Annotated in this window: 22 protein-coding genes; 14 read left to right on the top strand and 8 right to left on the bottom strand. The window is 50.6% G+C overall.

From position 1 onward, the window contains the following. The first annotated feature begins 8 nt into the window (after positions 1–8). The 8 genes from DSM465_RS0112025 (at position 9) to DSM465_RS0111985 (ending at position 7,757) form a co-directional block, all read left to right on the top strand. A complete protein-coding gene (locus DSM465_RS0112025; RefSeq protein WP_008881621.1) occupies positions 9–1,463 on the top strand; it encodes an ABC transporter ATP-binding protein in 1,455 nt (484 codons plus the stop codon). Then, positions 1,460–2,242 carry an energy-coupling factor transporter transmembrane component T family protein gene (locus DSM465_RS0112020; RefSeq protein WP_008881620.1) on the top strand — a complete coding sequence of 261 codons (783 nt, stop codon included), beginning with the start codon at positions 1,460–1,462 and terminating at the stop codon, positions 2,240–2,242. The genes DSM465_RS0112025 and DSM465_RS0112020 overlap by 4 nt, the downstream gene beginning before the upstream one ends. Positions 2,243–2,258: 16 nt before the next feature. Next, positions 2,259–2,870: a thiazole tautomerase TenI gene (tenI, locus tag DSM465_RS0112015; protein ID WP_029761457.1), complete on the top strand. Its 612-nt coding sequence runs from the start codon at positions 2,259–2,261 to the stop codon at positions 2,868–2,870. Continuing rightward, the gene (gene thiO, locus DSM465_RS0112010; protein WP_029761456.1) at positions 2,867–4,006 is read left to right on the top strand and encodes a glycine oxidase ThiO; all 1,140 of its coding nucleotides are present in this window, start codon (positions 2,867–2,869) and stop codon (positions 4,004–4,006) included. The genes tenI and thiO overlap by 4 nt, the downstream gene beginning before the upstream one ends. Continuing rightward, a complete protein-coding gene (gene thiS, locus DSM465_RS0112005; protein ID WP_008881617.1) occupies positions 4,003–4,206 on the top strand; it encodes a sulfur carrier protein ThiS in 204 nt (67 codons plus the stop codon). The genes thiO and thiS overlap by 4 nt, the downstream gene beginning before the upstream one ends. A gap of 1 nt (position 4,207) precedes the next feature. Continuing rightward, positions 4,208–4,975, top strand: a complete 768-nt coding sequence (locus tag DSM465_RS0112000; protein ID WP_011886848.1) for a thiazole synthase — start codon at positions 4,208–4,210, stop codon at positions 4,973–4,975. Then, the gene (locus DSM465_RS0111995) at positions 4,972–5,997 is read left to right on the top strand and encodes a thiazole biosynthesis adenylyltransferase ThiF (RefSeq protein WP_029761455.1); all 1,026 of its coding nucleotides are present in this window, start codon (positions 4,972–4,974) and stop codon (positions 5,995–5,997) included. The genes DSM465_RS0112000 and DSM465_RS0111995 overlap by 4 nt, the downstream gene beginning before the upstream one ends. Before the next feature lie 488 nt (positions 5,998–6,485). Then, on the top strand, positions 6,486–7,757 hold the full coding sequence (locus tag DSM465_RS0111985) for a hemolysin family protein (RefSeq protein WP_029761454.1): 1,272 nt from the start codon (positions 6,486–6,488) through the stop codon (positions 7,755–7,757). A 73-nt stretch (positions 7,758–7,830) separates the two neighbouring features. Here the strand turns inward: DSM465_RS0111985 and DSM465_RS0111980 are convergent, their stop codons facing one another. Beyond that, positions 7,831–8,043, bottom strand: coding sequence for an alpha/beta-type small acid-soluble spore protein (locus tag DSM465_RS0111980; RefSeq protein WP_008881613.1), 213 nt, complete (start codon positions 8,041–8,043; stop codon positions 7,831–7,833). Between the two features lie 286 nt (positions 8,044–8,329). On the opposite strand from DSM465_RS0111980, the gene DSM465_RS0111975 reads away from it, so the two are divergent. Then, complete coding sequence (locus DSM465_RS0111975; protein ID WP_008881612.1) at positions 8,330–8,572, top strand: hypothetical protein; 243 nt, start codon at positions 8,330–8,332, stop codon at positions 8,570–8,572. A gap of 52 nt (positions 8,573–8,624) precedes the next feature. Here DSM465_RS0111975 and DSM465_RS0111970 read toward each other — a convergent pair whose 3' ends face one another. The 3 genes from DSM465_RS0111970 to DSM465_RS0111960 form a co-directional block, all read right to left on the bottom strand. Next, positions 8,625–9,737, bottom strand: coding sequence for an ABC transporter ATP-binding protein (locus tag DSM465_RS0111970; protein ID WP_008881611.1), 1,113 nt, complete (start codon positions 9,735–9,737; stop codon positions 8,625–8,627). A gap of 134 nt (positions 9,738–9,871) precedes the next feature. Further along, positions 9,872–10,759 carry a PucR family transcriptional regulator gene (locus tag DSM465_RS0111965; RefSeq protein WP_011886852.1) on the bottom strand — a complete coding sequence of 296 codons (888 nt, stop codon included), beginning with the start codon at positions 10,757–10,759 and terminating at the stop codon, positions 9,872–9,874. An 82-nt stretch (positions 10,760–10,841) separates the two neighbouring features. Beyond that, on the bottom strand, positions 10,842–11,030 hold the full coding sequence (locus DSM465_RS0111960) for a hypothetical protein (RefSeq protein ID WP_008881609.1): 189 nt from the start codon (positions 11,028–11,030) through the stop codon (positions 10,842–10,844). A 107-nt stretch (positions 11,031–11,137) separates the two neighbouring features. Here DSM465_RS0111960 and DSM465_RS0111955 point away from each other — a divergent pair, with 107 nt between their 5' ends. Then, entirely contained in the window at positions 11,138–11,542 is a 405-nt protein-coding gene (locus DSM465_RS0111955; protein WP_029761453.1) for a hypothetical protein, read from the top strand. Here DSM465_RS0111955 and DSM465_RS0111950 read toward each other — a convergent pair. Genes DSM465_RS0111950 through DSM465_RS0111935 form a run of 4 tightly spaced genes read right to left on the bottom strand, consistent with a single transcriptional unit; the run spans position 11,502 to position 16,161 of the window. Beyond that, a complete protein-coding gene (locus DSM465_RS0111950) occupies positions 11,502–12,668 on the bottom strand; it encodes a YheC/YheD family endospore coat-associated protein (RefSeq protein WP_011886854.1) in 1,167 nt (388 codons plus the stop codon). The two genes, DSM465_RS0111955 and DSM465_RS0111950, sit on opposite strands and share 41 nt — an antisense overlap. Further along, on the bottom strand, positions 12,665–14,014 hold the full coding sequence (locus DSM465_RS0111945; RefSeq protein ID WP_029761452.1) for a YheC/YheD family endospore coat-associated protein: 1,350 nt from the start codon (positions 14,012–14,014) through the stop codon (positions 12,665–12,667). Before DSM465_RS0111945 ends, DSM465_RS0111950 begins: the two co-directional genes overlap by 4 nt. Beyond that, positions 14,011–15,078, bottom strand: coding sequence for a YheC/YheD family endospore coat-associated protein (locus DSM465_RS0111940; RefSeq protein WP_029761451.1), 1,068 nt, complete (start codon positions 15,076–15,078; stop codon positions 14,011–14,013). The genes DSM465_RS0111945 and DSM465_RS0111940 overlap by 4 nt, the downstream gene beginning before the upstream one ends. Positions 15,079–15,084: 6 nt before the next feature. Then, complete coding sequence (locus DSM465_RS0111935) at positions 15,085–16,161, bottom strand: YheC/YheD family endospore coat-associated protein (protein ID WP_008881604.1); 1,077 nt, start codon at positions 16,159–16,161, stop codon at positions 15,085–15,087. A gap of 125 nt (positions 16,162–16,286) precedes the next feature. Here DSM465_RS0111935 and DSM465_RS0111930 point away from each other — a divergent pair, with 125 nt between their 5' ends. The 4 genes from DSM465_RS0111930 (at position 16,287) to DSM465_RS0111915 (ending at position 20,591) form a co-directional block, all read left to right on the top strand. Continuing rightward, complete coding sequence (locus DSM465_RS0111930) at positions 16,287–17,420, top strand: DUF445 domain-containing protein (protein ID WP_029761450.1); 1,134 nt, start codon at positions 16,287–16,289, stop codon at positions 17,418–17,420. A 72-nt stretch (positions 17,421–17,492) separates the two neighbouring features. After that, positions 17,493–17,852 (top strand): YlbF family regulator, encoded by a 360-nt coding sequence (locus DSM465_RS0111925; protein ID WP_029761449.1) that lies wholly within the window; start codon positions 17,493–17,495, stop codon positions 17,850–17,852. Between the two features lie 144 nt (positions 17,853–17,996). Next, positions 17,997–18,863, top strand: coding sequence for a Cof-type HAD-IIB family hydrolase (locus DSM465_RS0111920; protein ID WP_008881601.1), 867 nt, complete (start codon positions 17,997–17,999; stop codon positions 18,861–18,863). 222 nt (positions 18,864–19,085) lie between these two features. Next, a complete protein-coding gene (locus DSM465_RS0111915) occupies positions 19,086–20,591 on the top strand; it encodes a coproporphyrinogen III oxidase (RefSeq protein WP_029761448.1) in 1,506 nt (501 codons plus the stop codon). Positions 20,592–20,601 lie beyond the last annotated feature (10 nt).

Raw genomic sequence — 20,601 nt, 5'->3', positions numbered from 1 at the left:
GATAAACGATGGGACATGGAATTACAATCGATCGGCTGCGCCTCAAATTTCCCGGACATCGTGAGCTGTTGTTTCACGATTTATCACTGTCGATTACCGCAGGGGAGAAAGTGCTCTTTCTTGGCCCATCTGGATGTGGCAAGTCAACGTTGTTGCAAGTGATGGCTGGCATCATTCCCAACTCAGTCGATGTGCCGATGAAGGCGGAACATCTCGAGCTGCCAAAACGGTGGGGCTATGTGTTTCAAGACCCGGATGCACAATTTTGCATGCCGTACGCGGATGAGGAAATCGCATTCGCTCTTGAAAATAGAGGGGTACCGCGCGAGGAGATGCCCGCCCGCATTCGCGCTCTTTTGGATCAAGTTGGGTTGACAATCGAACCGCATACGGATATTCATACACTCTCCGGCGGGATGAAACAGCGGCTGGCGCTCGCTTCCGTGCTTGCGCTTGAGCCGGAGGTCCTGTTTTTGGATGAGCCGACCGCACTGCTTGATGAGGAAGGGACAAAAGCAGTATGGCAAACTGTCAAGAAGGTGAGCCGCGATAAAACGGTCATCATCGTCGAACATAAAATCGATCATGTCCTTGACTTTGTTGATCGGATTGTGCTGCTCGGCCGTGATGGAAGAGTCATGGCTGATGGCAAGGCAAGAACAGTATTTTCCCAATATAAAGATGTCATCAGCGCTGAAGGCATTTGGCATCCGGGCGTTTGGGACGAATACGACCGGAGGGTACAGCGGCGGAAGTGGCGGGAAGGAGAAGAACTCCTTTGTCTTCGCGATTTTCGTGGTTTTCGCAAGCGGGAAGTGAAAATTAGCGTTTCCGAAGCGGTGGTGCGGGCAGGTGAATGGATTGCTGTCACTGGCCGAAATGGTGCCGGTAAGAGTACACTCTTGCACGCACTCATGCAGCTCATCCGTACACAAGGAGATTATCGGTTGTTAGGAGATGATGTCAAGCAGCGGCAGCCATTGCATCGTCATATCGCTTTTGTGTTTCAAAATCCGGAGTTCCAATTTGTCACCCATTCCGTACGGGATGAGCTCGCTTATTCGCTCCGGCTCGAGGGGCGTTCGAGCGAGGAAACAGAAGAAACAGTCGCCCGTCTTTTGCGCGAATTTGACCTTGTCGGCCAACAAGATACGCATCCGTACCAGCTGTCAGTCGGCCAAAAGCGTCGATTGAGTGTGGCTGCCTCCGTTGTTGCCGGCCAACGACTCTTTTTGCTTGACGAGCCGACATTTGGACAGGATGCGAAAAATACGTTCGCTTTGCTCGAGATGCTTGAATCGTACCGTGAACAAGGGGCAGCGATTGTGATGGTCACTCACGACGAACAAATCGTCCGCCGCTTTGCGACGAGACGTTGGGTGATTGAAGGCGGAGCACTTGTCCAGGACGAGCGGTTAGGTATCCGGGAGTTGGCGTTCGCCGAAGGAGGAGCCGGGCAATGAAATGGGAGATTCACCGCCGTGAGACATGGCTTCATGAGACGAATCCGAGCTTGAAGTTGATCGTGCTCGTTATTCTCTTTTTTGCTGTTTTATTCATTCATAATCCGAACGTACTGATCAATTTCTCGCTCGCCCTTTTTGTTTTGTTTTGCTTTGGGACGGGTTATTCGGCGAACGCACTTGTTTGGATGTTTTTGCCGTTCTTTCTCATCTTTGTTTCTACCGCTTCATCAATGATGATGTTTGGTGAAGGAAAGACGACATGGTTTCGCTGGGGGCTCATCCATGTTACGGAAGAGAGCTTTTGGCGCGGTGTGCATCTTGGGTTTCGCGCCTTGGCACTCGGGCTATTGGGTTTAATTTTTTCCTTGACGACCCGGCCGGTGCATCTATTTTACTCGCTGATGCAGCAGCTGAAGCTCAAGCCGAAATATGCGTACAGCTTTCTAGCAGCTGTCCGTTTGCTGCCGATGATGATTGAGGAGTTTCAAAACGTGCATTATGCTTTGAAAGTACGCGGCGTGCCGAATCGTGGAGGGTTTAGCAAAGTGAAACGCTACGCCATTCCGCTTTTGTCGCAAAGCATTCGACGCGCTCAGCGCATCGCGGTGGCGATGGAGGCGAAACAGTTTTCAGGCAGCGGCCCGCGCACGTTTTACTATGAAATCGGGTTTGGCAAATATGACGTTCTGTTTGTTATTTTGTTTGTCGTTTTGTTATTTGTTTCCTATCATGTTGGCATTCATTATCCGTACATTTCTATAAACGATGTACGGTAGAAAGAAAGGGATCTAGATGGGAACGCTTCATTTCGTTTCGACCAGTCGGCAGACGGCCGATGAGTTCGCCGCCATTTGTCAGCACATCCATCCGTACGCCGATTGCATTCATATTCGTGAAAAAGAGAAAACAGCGCGCGAGGTTGCCGCGTTTGTCACTGCGCTGCTTCGTGTCGGGGTGCCACCCCAAAAAATCATCGTCAATGACCGCGTCGATGTGGCTGCAGTGTATGGCGTCCATGGAGTGCAACTCGCCTACCATAGCCTACCGGTGCGGGCTGTCCGCCGCTCATTTCCGAGTTTGACAGTCGGATGCTCGGTGCATGGGCTGGCGGAGGCGAAGCAGGCGGAAGAGGACGGTGCCCACTTTTGTTTATTCGGCCATATTTTTCCGACCGCCAGCAAACCGGGGTTGCTTCCGCGCGGCGTAGACTTGCTGAAGGAAATAGCCGCTGCTGTACATATTCCCGTCATTGCCATCGGCGGCATCCATGCCGGCAATGCCCGCCGAGTGCTAGAAGCGGGGGCAGCGGGAGTGGCGGTGTTGTCGGCGATTTTTTTCGCAGCTGATCCGGTCAGTGAAGCGAAACGGCTAGCTGAAATTGTCAAGGGGGAGAGGATCAAGTGACTATACATTATTATGACGTTGCCATTGTTGGCGGTGGGGTGATCGGGGCGGCGGTGGCCTTCGAGCTTGCCAAACGGAAGTATCGCGTCGCGATTTTAGAAAAAGGAACGATGGCTGGTGAGTCGTCGAGAGCGGCCGCCGGCATGCTCGGAGCACAAGCAGAATTTTCTACGCCAAGTCCGCTCGTGCCGCTCGCCTTAAAAAGCAGGACCCTTATGCCGTCCTTGGCGGAAGAGTTGAAGGAACGAACGGGGATTGACATCGGCCTCGTCGAAAAAGGGATGATCAAAATAGCGACAACGGAGGAAGAGGCGGAAGATCTCCGCCGGCATTATACATTTTGGAGCGCGACGGACCAGCCGGTGCGCTGGCTGACGAAAGAGGAAGTGCTTGAGATTGAGCCCCGCCTCGCAATGGAAGCGATTGTTGGGGCCATGTACATTGAAGGCGACGGACAAGTGAGCGCCCCGGATTTGGCTGCTGCTCTCGTCCATGCTGCTGTATCAGCCGGCGCTCGCTTATATGAGTATACAGAAGTATTGAACATCCGTTCAGACGCCGGTGGGCATCACCTTGACACAACGGATGGAACATTTTCGGCTGAGGCGGTCGTCATCGCCTCGGGCGCCTGGGCGTCGCAGCTTGGCAACCTGCTTGGGCTTCCTCTTTCTGTGTCCCCAGTCAAAGGGGAGTGCGTCATGGTGCGTACACCGGTTCCGTTGTTGCAGGCGACCGTGTTTGCCAAAAACGGTTGCTATATTGTGCCGAAGCGAGGCAACCAACTGTTGATTGGTGCGACGTCCACTCCGGGCACATACGACCGGCATGTGTGCGCCGGCGGGGTCATGAATTTGCTTCATCGCGCTGCCCGCCTGCTTCCGGATGTCAAACAGGCAGAATGGGTGAGGGCGTGGAGCGGCATCCGTCCGCAGACGAAAGACGGTTTGCCATATATCGGCGAACATCCGGAGCGACACGGCGTGTTTGTCGCTGCCGGCCATTATCGAAACGGGATTTTGCTCAGCGCGATTACCGGGCAGCTAATGGCCGACTTAATCGAACGGAAAGAGCCTGAGGTTGATTTGTCACCGTTTTCTTTGACACGCCATTCAGAAGAAAAGGTGGGGATTGAATGACATTGATCGTTAACGGGGAGACGATCACCGTGCCCGATGAGGTGAAAACGGTTAGTGATTTGCTTTCGCATTTCCGTCTTGATAATAAACTGGCGATTGTGGAAGTCAACGTTCGCATTATTCAAAAGCATGAGTACGGAATAACGACGCTCGCGAATGGCGATCGCGTCGAAATCGTTCATTTTGTGGGAGGCGGTTGAGATGTTGAAAATCGGTCCATATGAATTTTCTTCACGGTTGTTGCTTGGAACGGGCAAATATCCGAGCCTAGATGTGCAAAAAGAAGCGGTGGAAGCATCGGGGGCGGAAATTTTGACATTTGCGGTTCGGCGGATGAACATTTTTTCTCCAGAGCAGCCGAACTTTTTAGAGCAGCTCGACTTAAGCAAATATAAGCTGCTGCCAAACACTGCCGGGGCGAAAACAGCCGAAGAAGCGGTGCGCATCGCGCGGCTAGCGAAAGCATCGGGGTTATGTGATATGATTAAAGTAGAAGTGATTGGCTGTGACAAAACGTTGCTCCCGGATCCGGTTGAAACGTTAAAGGCAGCAGAAATGCTCCTTGAAGAAGGGTTTATCGTGTTGCCGTATACGTCTGATGACGTTGTGCTGGCAAGACGGCTGCAGGAGCTTGGCTGTCATGCGGTCATGCCAGGGGCGTCGCCAATCGGGTCAGGGCAAGGCATCATCAATCCGCTCAATTTGAGCTTCATCATCGAGCAAGCGACTGTGCCGGTTATTGTTGACGCTGGCATCGGCGGCCCGGCGGATGCAGTGCTGGCGATGGAGCTTGGTGCGGACGGGGTGTTGCTAAACACCGCTGTTTCTGGTGCAGCTGATCCAGTGAAAATGGCAAAAGCGATGAAGCTGGCGATTGAAGCGGGCCGACTTGGCTATGAAGCCGGGCGTATCCCGAAAAAGCGCTATGCGTCAGCGAGCAGCCCGATGGAAGGAATGAGTGTTGTTTGAACGAACGATATTCCCGACAGCAATTGTTTGCCCCAATCGGTGAGGCAGGACAAAAGAAAATACGGGAAAAGCATGTTGTCTTAATCGGCGCTGGAGCGCTTGGCACGGGCAATGCTGAAGCGCTCGTACGCGCTGGGATTGGCAAATTGACGATCATTGACCGCGACTACGTCGAATGGAGCAATTTACAGCGCCAGCAGTTATACAGCGAAGCGGATGCGAAAGAGCGGCTGCCAAAGGCGATCGCTGCCAAGCGACGTCTCGAACAAGTAAACAGTGATGTCCAGATTGAGGCCATTGTCGGGGATGCCGGTCCAGAGGAGTTGGAGGCGCTTGTGGCTGAGCAGCGCCCCCATTTACTGATTGATGCAACCGACAATTTTGACGCGCGCATGGTCATCAATGATGTCGCCTATAAATACAGCATTCCGTGGATCTACGGTGCCTGTGTCGGCAGCTACGGCTTAAGCTACGCCTTTATCCCCGGGCGCACACCGTGCCTATACTGCCTGCTAGAAACGGTGCCGCAAGGGGGCTTGACGTGCGACACGGCCGGTATTATTAGCCCGACGGTGCAAATGGTTGTTAGTTACCAGACGGCAGAAGCGTTGAAAATTTTAGTCGAAGACAGGGAGGCGTTACGCGGCAAGCTCGTCTCGTTTGATCTTTGGACGAACGAATATGCGGCCATTCGCATTGATGCAGTGAAAAGAGATAATTGTCCGACGTGCGGTCATGATCCGTCCTATCCGTTTCTTTCTTATGAACAGCAGACGAAGACGGCCGTGTTGTGTGGGCGTGATTCCGTGCAAATTCGCCCGTCTGCCCGTCGGCAATACGATTTAAATGAACTGGCAGCGTTATTTCGACGTCAAGGGCTTCAAGCTGAAGCAAACCCATATCTCGTCTCTGTTTCGATCGGCGACAAGAGGCTCGTCGTATTTGGTGACGGCCGTGCACTTGTGCACGGTACAAAAGACGTGCAAGAGGCGAAAACGATTTATTACCGGTATTTAGGGTAAAACCGTTGAGCATGAAGGGAGCATCTCTCGAACATACGGAATGGGGGCGTCCGTGTCAAGGGGCGTCCCTCTCTTTTAGCTGTCACGAAACTGTCAAAAAACGTTCTTTCTTTGCCCGCTTCTCCCGCTTGTTCATATGGTACGATGAGAACGGGAGGGAAAGATGAATGGTTGAGTGGTCAATTACGCTGAATATCGCTTCATTGTTGGTGCTTATGTATTTTATTGGAGCTTGTTGGCTTGAATCCTAAAACGCGTCGGCGCGTCCCGGCGCGTTTTTATTTGGATGTATATGGAAATGAAACGCTTCAACTATAGCCAGTTGGCGAAAAATTTGTTATATTTAAAGTAAGGAATGGAAACCGACTGCGAACGACATGTGCAGCCATTTCCGCCCGGTGAAGCAAACTTTGCTTTCACAGGCATGTTTCGGTGAAAAAATGGATATGAATAACATAGTCATGTTCCTATAGGAGTGTGAAGATTCTTTGGAAGAGTGGCCGTTAAGGTTGTTCGGTTGGTTTTTTCTTTTCCTGCTCGTCAACGCATTGTTTGCTTCAGCCGAGGCGGCTTTTTCATCAGCAAGCAAAGCCCGGTTAAAGCATTATGCGGAAGAGCACCCACACAACCAGCGTCTCCAGGCAGTGATCGAACAGCTTGATCGTGCATTGTTGGCGCTTGCCATTGCCAACCGTCTGACGAGCATTACAGCGGTTGCGCTGTTTATTTATATCGCTGCTTCACTACTTGGGGAACAGACTGGTTTATTTGTCTCGATTGCGGTGATGACCATTTTGTCCATCGTCTTCAGTGACATTTTGCCAAAATCGATGGCGAAAGAGCAGGCAGAAACGCTTGCGATTCGGTATGTCAGCCTCGCCTATGGGCTGATGAAACTCATGGCGCCCGTAACGGCATTGTTTCAAGCGATGAAGGAACGAATTTCTCGACGGTTCACCAACGGAGCTGCGGCGCCGGCCGTCACGGAGGAAGATATCAAAGTGATGGTCGAGTTAAGTGAAGAAGAAGGGGTCATTGACAACAAGGAAAAAGAACTGATTCAACGTTCGCTCGATTTTGATGAGATTTTAGTCGAAGAAATTTTCACACCGCGTGCCGATATGGTGGCGGTTGAGGTGAATCAGCCGATTGAAGAGATTCGTGACGTATTTTTGGAAGAAAGGTACTCCCGCATTCCAGTGTATGAAGGGGATATTGATAACGTCATTGGTATTTTATCGGAGAGTGACTTTTTCAGCGAACTTGTACAAAACCACGATGTGCGCATCCGTGAATTGTTGCGCCAGCCGCTGTTTGTCGTCGAGTCGATGAAAGTGTCCGACTTGCTGCCAGAACTGCAAAAAAGCAAAGTACACATGGCGATCGTCGTCGATGAGTTCGGCGGCACAGCCGGCTTGATTACGCTCGAGGATATTATCGAGCAAATCGTCGGCGAAATATGGGATGAACATGACGAAGCGGTGAAAACGGTGCGCCAAATCGATGAACATAGCTTTGAATTCAGCGCCGAACTACCGCTTGACGAATTTTGTGAAGTGATGAAGATCGATGTGCCAGAAAGCGAATCGCGTACGTTGGGTGGCTGGATTTTTGAAATGTTTGAACGCATTCCGGCAGTCGGCGAAACGTTGCAGTACGGTCCGTTGACGCTGACCGTTCGCCAAGTTGATAATCGACGCATTCGCAAAGTGCTTGTCTCTTTGAATCAACCACTCGCCGGGCAGGCGGGAGGCATGTGACAGTGAGATGAAAGAGCCCCAGGCTAACTGCCTGGGGCTTTTGCCATCTATTATGAAGTTGTCTGTGAAATGATTATTGAACGTTACCGAATTGGCCACCGAGTTGTTGTTGAGCCATTGCTACAAGGCGTTTCGTAATTTCGCCGCCGACCGAACCGTTTGCACGGGAAGTCGTATCAGCGCCAAGGTTGACACCAAACTCTTGAGCGATCTCGAATTTCATTTGGTCGATGGCTTGTTGGGCGCCAGCGACTAACAGTTGGTTATTGTTATTGTTGCGTGCCATAACTGATCATCTCCTCTTGTAAATTTTAATGGCTGGGTTGGCTGGATTTGCACCAGCACTACACGCCGTAAGGCGTGCTGCCAAGCTTGGCTGAACCCAACGTCCACCCGCTTTTGCCTTCGCCAGCATAGGTGTTGTGGCGAGTGCCTCTTTTGCTGGTGGTACTCATAGTTTGAGTTGTTTTTAGTCCGTTATTCATCTTGATTATATGGTAATTTTTTACGTTTTATCGCTGCTATCATTAGGGAATATGTAAAATAAGGAGCATCTTATAGGAGGAAACAGCATGAATGTATGCCCGCTTTGCAACGGGCTGCGCCAGATAACGGTATATTGCAGCTACTGCCGGCAGCCAATGGAAGACCAAGGAAAAATTACGGACTATTTTGATGATTACAGTCCGTATATGGATGGGGACCTTATGAAGCTTGTTGATGGTTACCCGTACACATATACGAATCATGAGTGTGTTCATTTGTTTTATTGTCCGCATTGTCAAGAAGAGGAAGTGCGTTTTATTAAAGAGTAGGCTCTAGCACAATGCTAGAGCCTACTAAATCTATATAGAAACAAATGGGGGCTTACTTTTCATCTGCAGAGCGAATACGCCGTTCCGTTTCGATGTCAAAGAAATGCGCTTTGTTCATATCGAGTGCAAGATCGAGACGGTGACCCGGCTTAATTTCGGTGCGAGCATCAATGCGAGCGACAAACTCTTGGCCATCGATGTTCGAGTAAATCATCGATTCAGCACCAAGCAGCTCAGCGACTTCGACGTGAGCCGTAATTTTTGTTGCCGGTGAAGCCTCTAAGAAGAGCGGCTCGTCGTGAATATCTTCCGGACGAATCCCTAAAATGACTTCCTTGCCAATGTACCCTTGGTCGCGCAATACTTTCATTTTTCCTTCCGGAATGCCAAACGATGTGTTACCGACAACAAACTTGCCGTCTTGCAGCGTCCCTTTAATAAAGTTCATGGCAGGGGAACCGATAAAGCCGCCGACAAAAACATTTTCCGGTCTTTCATACACTTCGCGCGGCGTCCCAACTTGCTGGATGACGCCGTCTTTCATGACAACAAGGCGAGTTGCCATCGTCATCGCTTCCGTTTGGTCGTGGGTAACGTAAATCGTCGTCGTTTCCAAACGTTGGTGGAGCTTGGCGATTTCCGAACGCATTTGCACGCGCAGTTTCGCATCCAAGTTCGAAAGCGGTTCATCCATTAAAAATACTTTCGCGTCGCGGACAATCGCACGTCCCAACGCTACGCGTTGACGCTGTCCACCGGAGAGCGCTTTCGGTTTCCGGTCTAAGTATTGTTCGAGTCCGAGGATGCGAGCTGCCTCGCGGACGCGTTTGTCGATTTCTGCTTTCGGGAACTTGCGCAACTTTAAGCCGAATGCCATGTTGTCATAAACGCTCATATGTGGATAAAGGGCATAGTTTTGGAACACCATGGCGATGTCACGGTCTTTTGGCGGCACATCGTTCATCCGCTTGCCATCGATATAGAGATCACCTTTTGAAATTTCCTCAAGACCGGCGACCATCCGCAATGTTGTCGATTTGCCGCAGCCGGACGGACCGACGAAGACGATAAATTCCTTATCTTGAATATGTAAATTAAAGTCTTTAACGGCGGTGACATTGTTGTCGTAAATTTTGTAAATATGGTCAAGAATGAGTTCTGCCATCGTGAATCCCCCTGTTATTGAAATCGTTTTCCTATAGCAATAGTGTATAGAAAAATACGAACATTCGTAAATGGACAAGGTGCACAAAAAATGCCGCCTGTTTTCGGCGACATGACGAGATGGTATATCGGCGGTTAAGTAAGGCGGCGATGCAAAATAGCTAAGTAGATCGCCACTGCTCCCTTAAATCGCTTGATGTCAATACCGGTTTGCTCCGTCCACTTATCGATCCGGTATTGCAAACTGTTTCGGTGCATGTATAGTTTTTTCGCTGCCATGGAGACGTTTAAATTGCATTGTAAAAATGTCTCCATCGCTCGTATTTCATCTTCATCAAATTGATCAAGGAACGATAAGATTCGGTCGGTCTTATCATCGCTCTCAGCGCTAAGGAGAGGAAGCGGAATGGCATCTTCCCACTCATACACCGTTTGCTTCGGCCAAAAGCGACGAGCGGCGGAAAAACATTCTTTTTCGAGGAGAAACGACTCGTGTAATCGATCATCGACAGGGCGAACCGGGCCGATGAATAGATGGATCGTAGTGTAAAAATCGGCGGCGAGCGCGTCAGCCATTTCCGCCAGCAAGGGCAGTTCAGCCGTCCGTTTTTGCTTGGCTTCGATGATTAGTCCGTTCTTGTCTTTGTCCCAAACGATCGTTATCGGGGACTCAAACAAGTTGTGGATCGTTTCGGCAAACTCGGTTTTATTTGTGATCGGCTGATTGACGGTAAAGTGAATCAGACGGCAGTACGGGGTGGTCAGCATGGCAGGCGCTGACGGGTCACCGTTTTCCATCCACCGTTTCCACACTCGCTCCTCTTCACTTTCACGTTCCCGACGATGTTCGGTTGGAGTCAAAAACAGCGCTAACAATCGCTGTTCTCGTTTCGTTAACCGCTGTTTGGCGATGCCGATTTCATCGCCATCGGCGGTGTAAAACCATTCATATGCCTCTGGGTGTTCCGGCTGGCCGTTAATGACGATATCCCCTTCATAAAGTGACTCGAGCTCCTTTAACATCGCGGCGCAACCCTTTCTATCGTTTTTCATTCATTATAACAAAAAGCCGACTTTCCCGGCGGAGGGAAAATCGGCTCATCGGTCAATCGCCTGCTTCATAAGGCGGTTCCTCTTTTACAAGGTCGCGCGCTTCTTCGATATTCACCTCATCATCGTGGCCGTACACATTACCGCCGGCCATCCCTTCATTAATCATGCGGTCGATATCCATATAATACTCATCGCGGCCTTCGTATAAAGCGTCTTGGCGTCCGGCTTCTTTCCGTTCCATCGTCTTGCTCCTTCCTCATTGTTTTTTCTAGTTTGTGCGGAATCGGCATACATTATCCGCTGGCTTCATATGGATAGAGCAGAACAAGCGAGGAGGAGTGATATGGCATGATCGTTCCCATTCAAAAGTTGATCAAAACGACCATCGTAGCTGAGAAAAAGGCGAGGCAGCTTGCCGAGATCAGAAAGGACGAGCCAACATGGACTAGCTACTTAGATGAGGCGCGGCGGCAACGGCAACTCTGGCAATATGTGCACTATTTAGTGGCTGGCGTTGATGTACAATGCGGTGAAGGAAGAGAGAGAAAAGAAGTGGAGACCAGCCGTTTTGACTTGCTGCAATCTCTTGCTGAGGCAGAATGGGAAAAGGCAAAGTTATGCCAGGACATTAGTGGACGACTGGATGGCGCGGCCAAACAGGCAGTCAGCCAAGTGTTTCGCCAAGCTCTTCGATACAGCAGTGAGTTTTTGGCTATGGCGCAAGATGAGCTAATTCGGCAAACAGCTGATTGAGCCTCCTGAGCCGATGCATTTCAATTTCCGGCTCATCAAACACCATCGGTTTGGCATTGATTTCATAAATGTACAGCTGCCGCTCACGACTGACGCCGATGTCAGCGGAAAACTCTCCGACAAAGCCGAATCGCTCGCTGAGCCGCTTTCCGCTCAGCGCAATCAGCTGCTCGAGCTCCTGTTCATCGATACGTTCTTTGACTTCTGTGTATGGCAACACCGTTCCACCATGAAAGACATGGGTTGTCACTGACTGTGTCCTAGCAAGACGGACACCGATGCCGGTAATTGTGTAGCGGTCGTGTTGCCAATGAGCAAGCACGCGCAAATCGTAGCGGCAACCATTCCATGTGTCGGCGTCCGCTGCTGCTTGAACAATGTAACGGCACGATTGGACAAGCGGTGCCAGTTCATCGAGCGACTCCAGCCGTTTTTGGCTGCGGGGGGATTCGCAGACAACCGCCGCCCCAGGCAAAGCGGTGAGGCGGAACAATCCACTTCCTCTTGACCCATTATCTTGTTTTACATAGATGCAACCGTATTGATCAAGCCAGGCGCGTACATCGTCCACCTTGTCAACAAGTGCAGTCGGCAACAAATACGGCCAAAGCCGACGATCAGTCCGCAATGCGTCGTAAACGTCCGATTTGCGGAAAAAGGAGCGGTTGACGAGCGGGATGTTATGGGCGGCAAGCCGGGCGACTGCGGTTTGAAACGGCTCGGTTTGTTCTTCTTTCCAGCTTTTTATTCGATTGTAGACGACATCTGGCAATGGAGTGAGCGCTTCAACAAAACGCTCAAGCGACGGGACGAATACATAGCCGGAAACTGTTTTTTCACCGATGCTGGTGGCCGCACTGACGATGGCGATGCCACCGTCGGCATGGATCGAGCGAATGACTGTCTCAAGCCATCGCTTTTTCCTGCTAAGCAAGGCAGGGATAGATGATTCGCTCACTAAAATACCGACAAGCGGCCCGACCCGTCTGCCTTTCGTTCGGACAGCAAACGTGAGATCAGGAAGAGAAGCGGCGAAGGCGAGCTGACCGTTGCCAAATCGGTAAAGTCCCTTCCTTTCCTTGCAAACCCACTCACCGGTGTCACGTCGGAAGCCGATTGTGATCATGACCAAAGCGCCTCTGGTTCGGTGATGGCTGTTTTGCTTAGGTGGACAGCATAAGCGAGCGGCAGCAATACCGTGCGCTCATCGGCTTCTTTGAGCCCTGGGTGCTGAAAAATCGAACGTCCTGGTTTGGAGTTGGCTTCGAACATCCAAATTTCCCCTTGTTTATCTACACCAAGATCAAAGCCAATTTCACCGATCAATGTTTCTGATGTTTCATCAAGGCAACGGCTAAGCGTGAGAGCGACATGCTTCAGGCGGGTTAGCATGTTGTTTCGCTGAGCAGTGTCCGGAAAAATTTCTTCGAGCGTTTTGACGATTCCACCGCTGTTCATATGAGTGGTGATGCTTTGTCTTCCGGCGATTTTGGCCGCGATAGCGCTCACTTGCCATTGGCCGTATTCGTTTTTATTGGTGTGGACGCGAAAATCCGTCGGTCGACCATTGACGGTCATGAGCGGCACAGCCTGCTGAATGACATAGCGATGAAGCGGCGCGTCGGTGAGTAAATGATGCCATAGCGCCATGGCAGTTGGAAACACGGCGGTTTTCGTTTCTCCTTGTTCGTCGCGAGAGCGGCATTCGTAGACATTGTTTTTTTTCGTCAAATGATAGATGCCGCGGCCGAGGCTGCCATCAGCCGGTTTCACGTATGCTTCCGTGTAGCGGGTGAGAAACTGTTCGATCGTCTGCTTTGTGATGTGTGCGGATGTCGCTGGCAAATATGGTTGTGCTTCAGGATGGGCGGCAAGCCGGCGGTAAATATCCCATTTGTTAAAAAAATGGCCGTTAAAGACCGGAATGCCATAGGCGGTTTGCAGTGTCTCGGTGACCGTTTGAAACATTTCGCTATTTTCGATGCGCCGGTTTGGCAGGCGGTTGTAAATGACCGTTGGCAATGGAACCGTATGGCGTTCCCAGCCTCGTTCTGTATAAAAATAGCCGTTGACCGTTCCGTTTTCCCAATCGATATGGGGGGTGCCGAACAAAAAGGCAAATCCACCGACTTGCTTCTCTTGCGCCAACAACTTGGCGAAAAAGAAGCTCCGGCTTCCAACAGGGCGATGGAGCGACTTGGTGAACCCAGCGGTCAAAATGCCGACAAGCGGGCCGAAATGGACGGCTTCTGCAGTCAAAAAGACATGAACGTTAGCGGCAAATGGAATGGATAGGCGCCGGGCGACGTCACTTGTTATGATCACACAGTCAGTGAGTGTGGAAGAGGATACAATTCGACATGGGACAAGCAGGCTGCCAAACGCAGCTGCCGTTTGTCCAGACGCTTGAACTGAAGCCGGCAAGGTGACCGTGTTTTCTCCTGTTTCGTCAATCATTAACGTATAAGTCATCGGCTATTCACCCCGCTTGCTAAAAACAAACAGTAGCGGAGCGGTGCTTCATAGATCGCGTTTTGCTGCTCGGGTGGGAGAATGTTGATCACTTTTCTTCCCGGTTTCGAATTCACATCCAAAATCCAGACCGCCCCGTTGTCAGCCACGCCAAGGTCTAAGCCAATCTCAAACAGCGAGCCGAATTCGTTGTCGATATAAGTTGGCAGTGTGCGGATGATCGTTTCGATGCCATCAAGGACTAAGACGCGCTTTGGAGAAGGCAGGTAATCGAGCCAATCGGCAAACGGTCGAATATCGGCGCCAGATCGGATGTTCGCTACCCATGTTCCCGGACGTCCGACTCGCACAGCCCGTACCCGTTCGACCCAATGGCCGCCTTCATCTTTTTGCAATAAAAAGCGGAGATCAAACGGTTCGTGTGCCGGGGTGGACAGCGAAAGAAGAGGCTGCAGCATATAACTATCGCGGCGGTTCAAAGAGGTAACGAGCTTCTCAAGCTCTCTCCGGCGTGCAATGACCGCCCGTTCTTGACCGAGCCCGTCTTGGACGGATAACGTTTTTCCTTGTTTTTGAATAACGTAAATGCCGCGCCCGCTGGAACCGTGCATCGGTTTGGCGACGACGGCTTGTTCATGGCGGAGAAGCTCGAGTATGTCATCGGTGTGTTCAAGGCGAACAGTAGGCGGTACATACGCTGACAAAAGCGGATGGGTAGAAAGCGATTCAAACACATCCCATTTGCCCGGCAATCCGTAGCCTAAAAAGACTAAATCAGGTCGCTGTTTCAGCCAATGCATAATCGGTTTTGCTTTTTTTGAACGGTCGTCATGACCGTAAAAGCAGCGGTCGTATAAAAACGGCGGAATAGTAAAAACGGCATCCATCCATTCGTTCGTCTCCGGCTGAAAGACAAAGCCGTGAACATGTTCTGTCTGTGGGTCGATATTTAGTGGCGAAAAACGATAAACCGAAATGCCATAGTGATTGGCGCGTTTGGCCACCTCGGTAAAATATGTGAGCTCTTGTTGTTCGTCAAGAGTGACAAAACCGAGTGAAATCAACATCGTTCACTCCTTTTCCTCCATCAATGTCAAACAATACTCGATGATCGCTTTCGCCGATGGGCGAACAGTTTGTGGAGCGGACGTCATATCCGTTTGTTTCGACGGCTTTGTATTCACTTCAATGATCCATGGCTGATCATGAACATCGATGGCGAGATCAATGCCCAACTCCCCGTATAACCCTTCCGCCTCAAGCGCCAGCACGGTTGCTGCTTCCATCGCAATTTCTTTGAGAAGTTGTTTTTGTTGGAAAGCGTCTGACGCCGTATACCATTCCCTCAATACCGTATTGATCGCCATCAGTTCCCCGCCGCGAGCGAGGTTGGCGACAAACTGGTCGGGCGGCGCCACACGGGCAACCGCTGAGGTGACGCGCCAATGATTGTTGCGGACGCGATGGCAAAGGAGTCGGAAATCGACCGGTCGGCCGTCAATCGTGTGGATCTCCAGTCCTTGCTGAATGATCATTGGAGCCTTCGTTCGACGTCGCAAAGCGGAAACTAAAGTATCTATCGAGCTGTATGTGGTTGTCGAAGCGGAAGTGGAATGACGGAGGCGAATGGTGCCGTCCGAACGTTCAAGACGGAAAATTCCCCGCCCTTGGCTGCCGTGGATCGGTTTAAGAAAGACAGATGGGAAGGCGGTGAGAAAAGCTTCAAGCGTATCTTCATTGCTCCATAACGCCGTTTTTGGCAAATACGGATGCAAGTACTCATGTTGCTCGAAGTAGCGGTACACTTCCCATTTGTGCAAAAAACGATGATTGAACATCGATCCGCCTTCTACAGCAAGCCGGGTGAGCAATTCAGCAAACAAAGGGGAATGTTCCGATTGTCGCGAGTGGAGCCGGTTGTAGATGACGTCAGCTGGAGGCACGTCCCGTTTCATCCATTCGCCGCCAATCCACTGGTAGCCGATGCGTTGCAAATAAAGCGACGGCGATGTGACGTAAAAAAAGAGGCCGCGCTCTTTTGCGCACTGCGCTAATTCCTCACAAAAACAATGAATAGAGCCAAACGATGGTTGTTCAGTTGTTTCCGTTATTTCCGTTAACACTGCAACGGTTCGTTGTTCGCTCATCGCAGTCCCTCATTTGCGCATTCATCAGGCAAGCTCTATAATGAAAAATTAGGCAAACGTTTATATCGTATCGTATGATGAGGGCTGCCGTTTGGTGACAGCGGCACAGACGAAAGGGGAAGGCGATGAACACGTTCGTTTATTTGTTGTTTATGATGGCAGTCGGGGCGCTCATTGGCGGGATGACGAATTTTATCGCTATCGTCATGTTGTTTCGCCCGTATGAGCCGATATACATATTTGGAAAGCGACTGCCGCTAACTCCCGGTTTGATCCCAAAACGGAGGCGAGAACTTGCCGAGCAACTCGGGAAAACAGTCGTTGAGCATTTAGTGACGCCGGAAGGGCTGCGGCGTAAGCTTACGGATCCCGTCTTCGTCGCAGAGGTGGCCGATTGGGGGCGCGAATGGTTGAAACGATGGCTTTCACGTCGGGAAACGCCGGCACAGCTGCTTGAACGCTTTGGCGTCCATGCGCCGGATGAATGGCTTAGTGAACTGGCAGCTAAGCAAGCAGGGCGGGCGTATGAACAATGGAGTGAAACATGGCGTCTGCGGCCCATTCGCGATCTATTGTCGCCGGAACTGAAAGAAACGATGGAATCACGCATTGAAAGCTTGGCCGACTACTTGGCCGACCGGGTGATCGACTATTTCAGCAGCGAAGAAGGGAAGCGGCAGATTGCTGGCATGATCGACCGTTTTTTTCAAGAGAGAGGGATGGTCGGAGGTATGATGCAAATGTTGCTCGGCAATGTTAATTTCGTCGATAAAGTGCAGTCAGAGCTTGGCAAATTTTTACGCCATGCCGGTACAAGGGCGATGTTAGCCCGTCTTCTTTGGACGGAATGGAACAAATGGATCAGCTATCCATTAGCTGCGGTCGAAGAGATGATCGGCCGCCAGCGCATCAAGGAGACGGTGAGCGCCGCCGCCCGTGGTCTTGTGCGAAACAATGACTGGCTCGACCGTCCGCTCGCCGAGCTGATCGCTCCGTATGAACGAGAACTGTTCGACCGCTTCGTTCCGCAAGCAGCGAACGCAGCGATCCATGCGCTCAGTGATAAGATCGAGGGAATCGTGGGGAAGCTCGGATTGGCGGACATTGTCCGCAATCAAGTTGAGTCGTTTTCACTGAGGCGATTAGAGGTGATTATTTTATCGATCGCCCGCCGCGAGCTGAAAATGATTACGTATTTGGGCGCTTTGCTTGGCGCAATGATCGGCGCCGTTCAAGGAATCATCGGCTTATGGCTGTAGCTGGAGGCATATCGCCGACCGCCGGCGCATACGTTAGAACGTGAACAATATTGATGTAGGAGGATCCTTTTCATGTCTGAATCTCTTCACGCACTTGCCAGACAGCTTGAGCAGGCAATTCGGGCGAGCGAGCCATTTCAGCAATTGAAACAGGCGTACGAAGATGTCCGTCGTGATGAAACGGCCTATCAGATGTTTGCCAATTTCCGCGACATTCAGCTTCGGCTTCACGAAAAACAAATGCGCGGAGCAGCCATTTTGCCCGATGAAATCGAACAGGCGCAAAAGGCGATGGCACTCGCTCAACAAAATGCGAAACTAGCCCGCCTGATGGCGCTTGAACAACAAATGAGCATGACGATTGCCGAAGTCCAACAAATCGCGATGAAACCGCTCGAAGAGTTGCATCGTTCGTTGATGGAAGAAAAATAGGGAAGAACACCCGGTCGGGTGTTCTTTTTTTGTCCGTTTTGTCATAGTCATGAGAATGATAAGAAATGCAAAGCTGCCGCTAGCAGATGAAGAGGCGGCTTTAGTTGACGGAAAACGAGGCACAGACAAAAGGGGGAGACAGCCGTGTATTATAAGCTGTTAGCACTCAACATTGATGGAACGATTTTGAAAAATAACGGCCGCCTGCCACGTGAAACGAAAGAGGCGGTCGCCTATGTGAAGCGAAAAGGAGTTTACGTCACGTTAATGACAAGTCGCAATTTGCTCTCCGCCCGCAAGGTGGCAAAAGCACTGCGACTTGATGGGATGCTCATCACCTTTCAAGGGGCGATGATCGGCAAAACGCTTGATGACAAACTGTTTGAAGCGGTGATTCCTGAAGAGCGGACGTTTAACATCGTGCAAATTTTAGAAAACTTTAACTGCAATATTCGTCTGATGCATGAGCGGTATTCGCTCGGTAACCGGAAAAAAGTGAAAAAAAATCTCGTCGTACAGACGGTGCTCTCGTCAAGCGACCCATTTTTCTACCCGACCCAGTTTGTCGATTCACTCGGCGATGTGCTGATCGATGAACCGGTGGCCGTGCCGAAAATCGATGTTTATTTTGCCGAGGATGAGGAGCGGGATGAGGCCGCAGCTGTGCTGGCAAAATCTGTTCCATCCATTGATATGATTATGCATCCGAACGGAAAAATGGAAATTGTCCCGCAAGGGGTATCTAAGCTCACTGGACTGCGTCGGCTTGCTCAACATATCGGTGTATCGCTGAAAGAAACGGTAGTGATTGGCGATGGTGTTGACGATTTGCCGGCAATTGAGGCAGCTGGGCTTGGCGTCGCCATGGGCAATGCACCGGTCGAGGTGAAGAGGGCAGCCGATTGGGTGACGCGCTCAAACGAACAGCTCGGCGTCGCTTACATGGTGAAGGAACATTTCCGCAAACAACAACGAATAGAGTTTTTGCAAAAGCTCAAAACGAAACAGTAAAGGGCAAGGGAGGGTGTTCCAAAAGAAGAGGGACACCTTTTTTCTTGTCTATGCGCATGAAACAATATATTTTACTTCTCAAAGAAAAATGAGCTGTTCAGAATTTATATCGCTCGTTTGAAGCGGCACCTTTCCACAAAGGGCAGCGAAGGAGGTGTATTCTTCCGCTTGACGAGGGAAACAGCAGTTCTGTACACTGAAAGAAGTTTGACAGAAAAGGTGATGAACGTGCGTATCGAAATTCAAGGACTGCCGAATCCTGAACGGTTTCAGCGTCCGCTTGAAGTGATAACCGAGCTGTTTTTCGAATCGCCTGTGCTTTCGTTTGCGTCGCTTCTTGAAGCGGATGCCTCCGTTTCGTTTACCGTTAACGAAAACGGTCGCATCACCGTTTCCGGAACGCTTGTCGACAAGGCGACCGGGCGCGTCGAGGAAGCTACGTATGAGTATGATGCACCAATAGGAGCGGACGGGAAAGCGCGTGAAAAACGGTTGAAAAACGCCATCTTCCATGTGTATGTAACGCTTCTTGAACGCTATACCAACATCATTCAGCCATGGGGCATTTTAACCGGGGTCCGTCCGGTGAAACTGCTTCATCAGCTGCTGCGTTCCGGGATGACGAAAGAAGAGGCGCATCAGAAGCTAGCGGAAGAATATTTAGTAACAAAAGAAAAAATTGAGCTAATGCAAGCGATCGTTGACCGCCAGCTCACGGTTGTGCCGGATTTGTACGATTTGTCCCATGAAGTGAGCATTTATATCGGCATTCCATTTTGTCCGACGAAATGCGCTTATTGCACGTTTCCGGCGTACGCGATCAACGGCCGCCAAGGGTCGGTTGACGCCTTTTTAGCCGGGCTTCATTACGAAATGGAAGCGGTCGGCCGCTTTTTGCGTGAACGCGGTATCCGGATTACAACGATTTATTACGGCGGCGGGACGCCGACGAGCATTACAGCTGAGGAGATGGACCAACTATACGCTCATATGTATAAGGTGTTTCCGGATGTCGACCGCGTCCGCGAAATTACAGTCGAAGCCGGACGACCAGACACCATTACCCCTGAAAAGCTCGACGTCTTGAAAAAATGGCAGATCGATCGCATTAGCATCAACCCGCAGTCATACATTCAAGAGACGTTAAAAGCGATCGGCCGCCATCATACCGTTGAAGAAACGATCAACAAGTTTCACTTGGCACGAAAAATGGGGATGAACAACATTAATATGGATTTAATTATCGGTCTGCCTGGCGAAGGGCTGCCGGAGTTTACGCATACGCTTGCCGAGACAGAACAGCTCATGCCGGAGTCGCTCACCGTTCATACGCTATCGTTCAAGCGGGCCTCAGAAATGACGAAAAACAAACAAAAGTATAAAGTCGCCGACCGTGAAGAAATACAAGCGATGATGAAAGCGGCCGAAGAGTGGACGAGCAAGCATGGTTATGTGCCGTATTATTTGTATCGACAAAAAAATATTCTCGGCAATCTCGAAAATGTCGGTTACGCCTTGCCAGAACATGAGAGCATTTACAATATTATGATCATGGAAGAGCAGCAGTCGATCATCGGACTCGGCTGCGGGGCATCAAGCAAATTTGTCGACCCGAAAACAAGGAAAATCACCCGCCAAGCGAATCCAAAAGAGCCAAAAGTGTACAACGAACATTTTATGGAATACACAGAAGAAAAACTAAAAATCATGGAAGCCATTTTTGGTTAAATGAAAACAC

It is taken from the genome of Geobacillus thermodenitrificans subsp. thermodenitrificans DSM 465, from assembly GCF_000496575.1.
Taxonomy (GTDB): Bacteria; Bacillota; Bacilli; order Bacillales; family Anoxybacillaceae; genus Geobacillus; species Geobacillus thermodenitrificans.
This window is presented reverse-complemented; position numbering and strand designations above follow the sequence as displayed.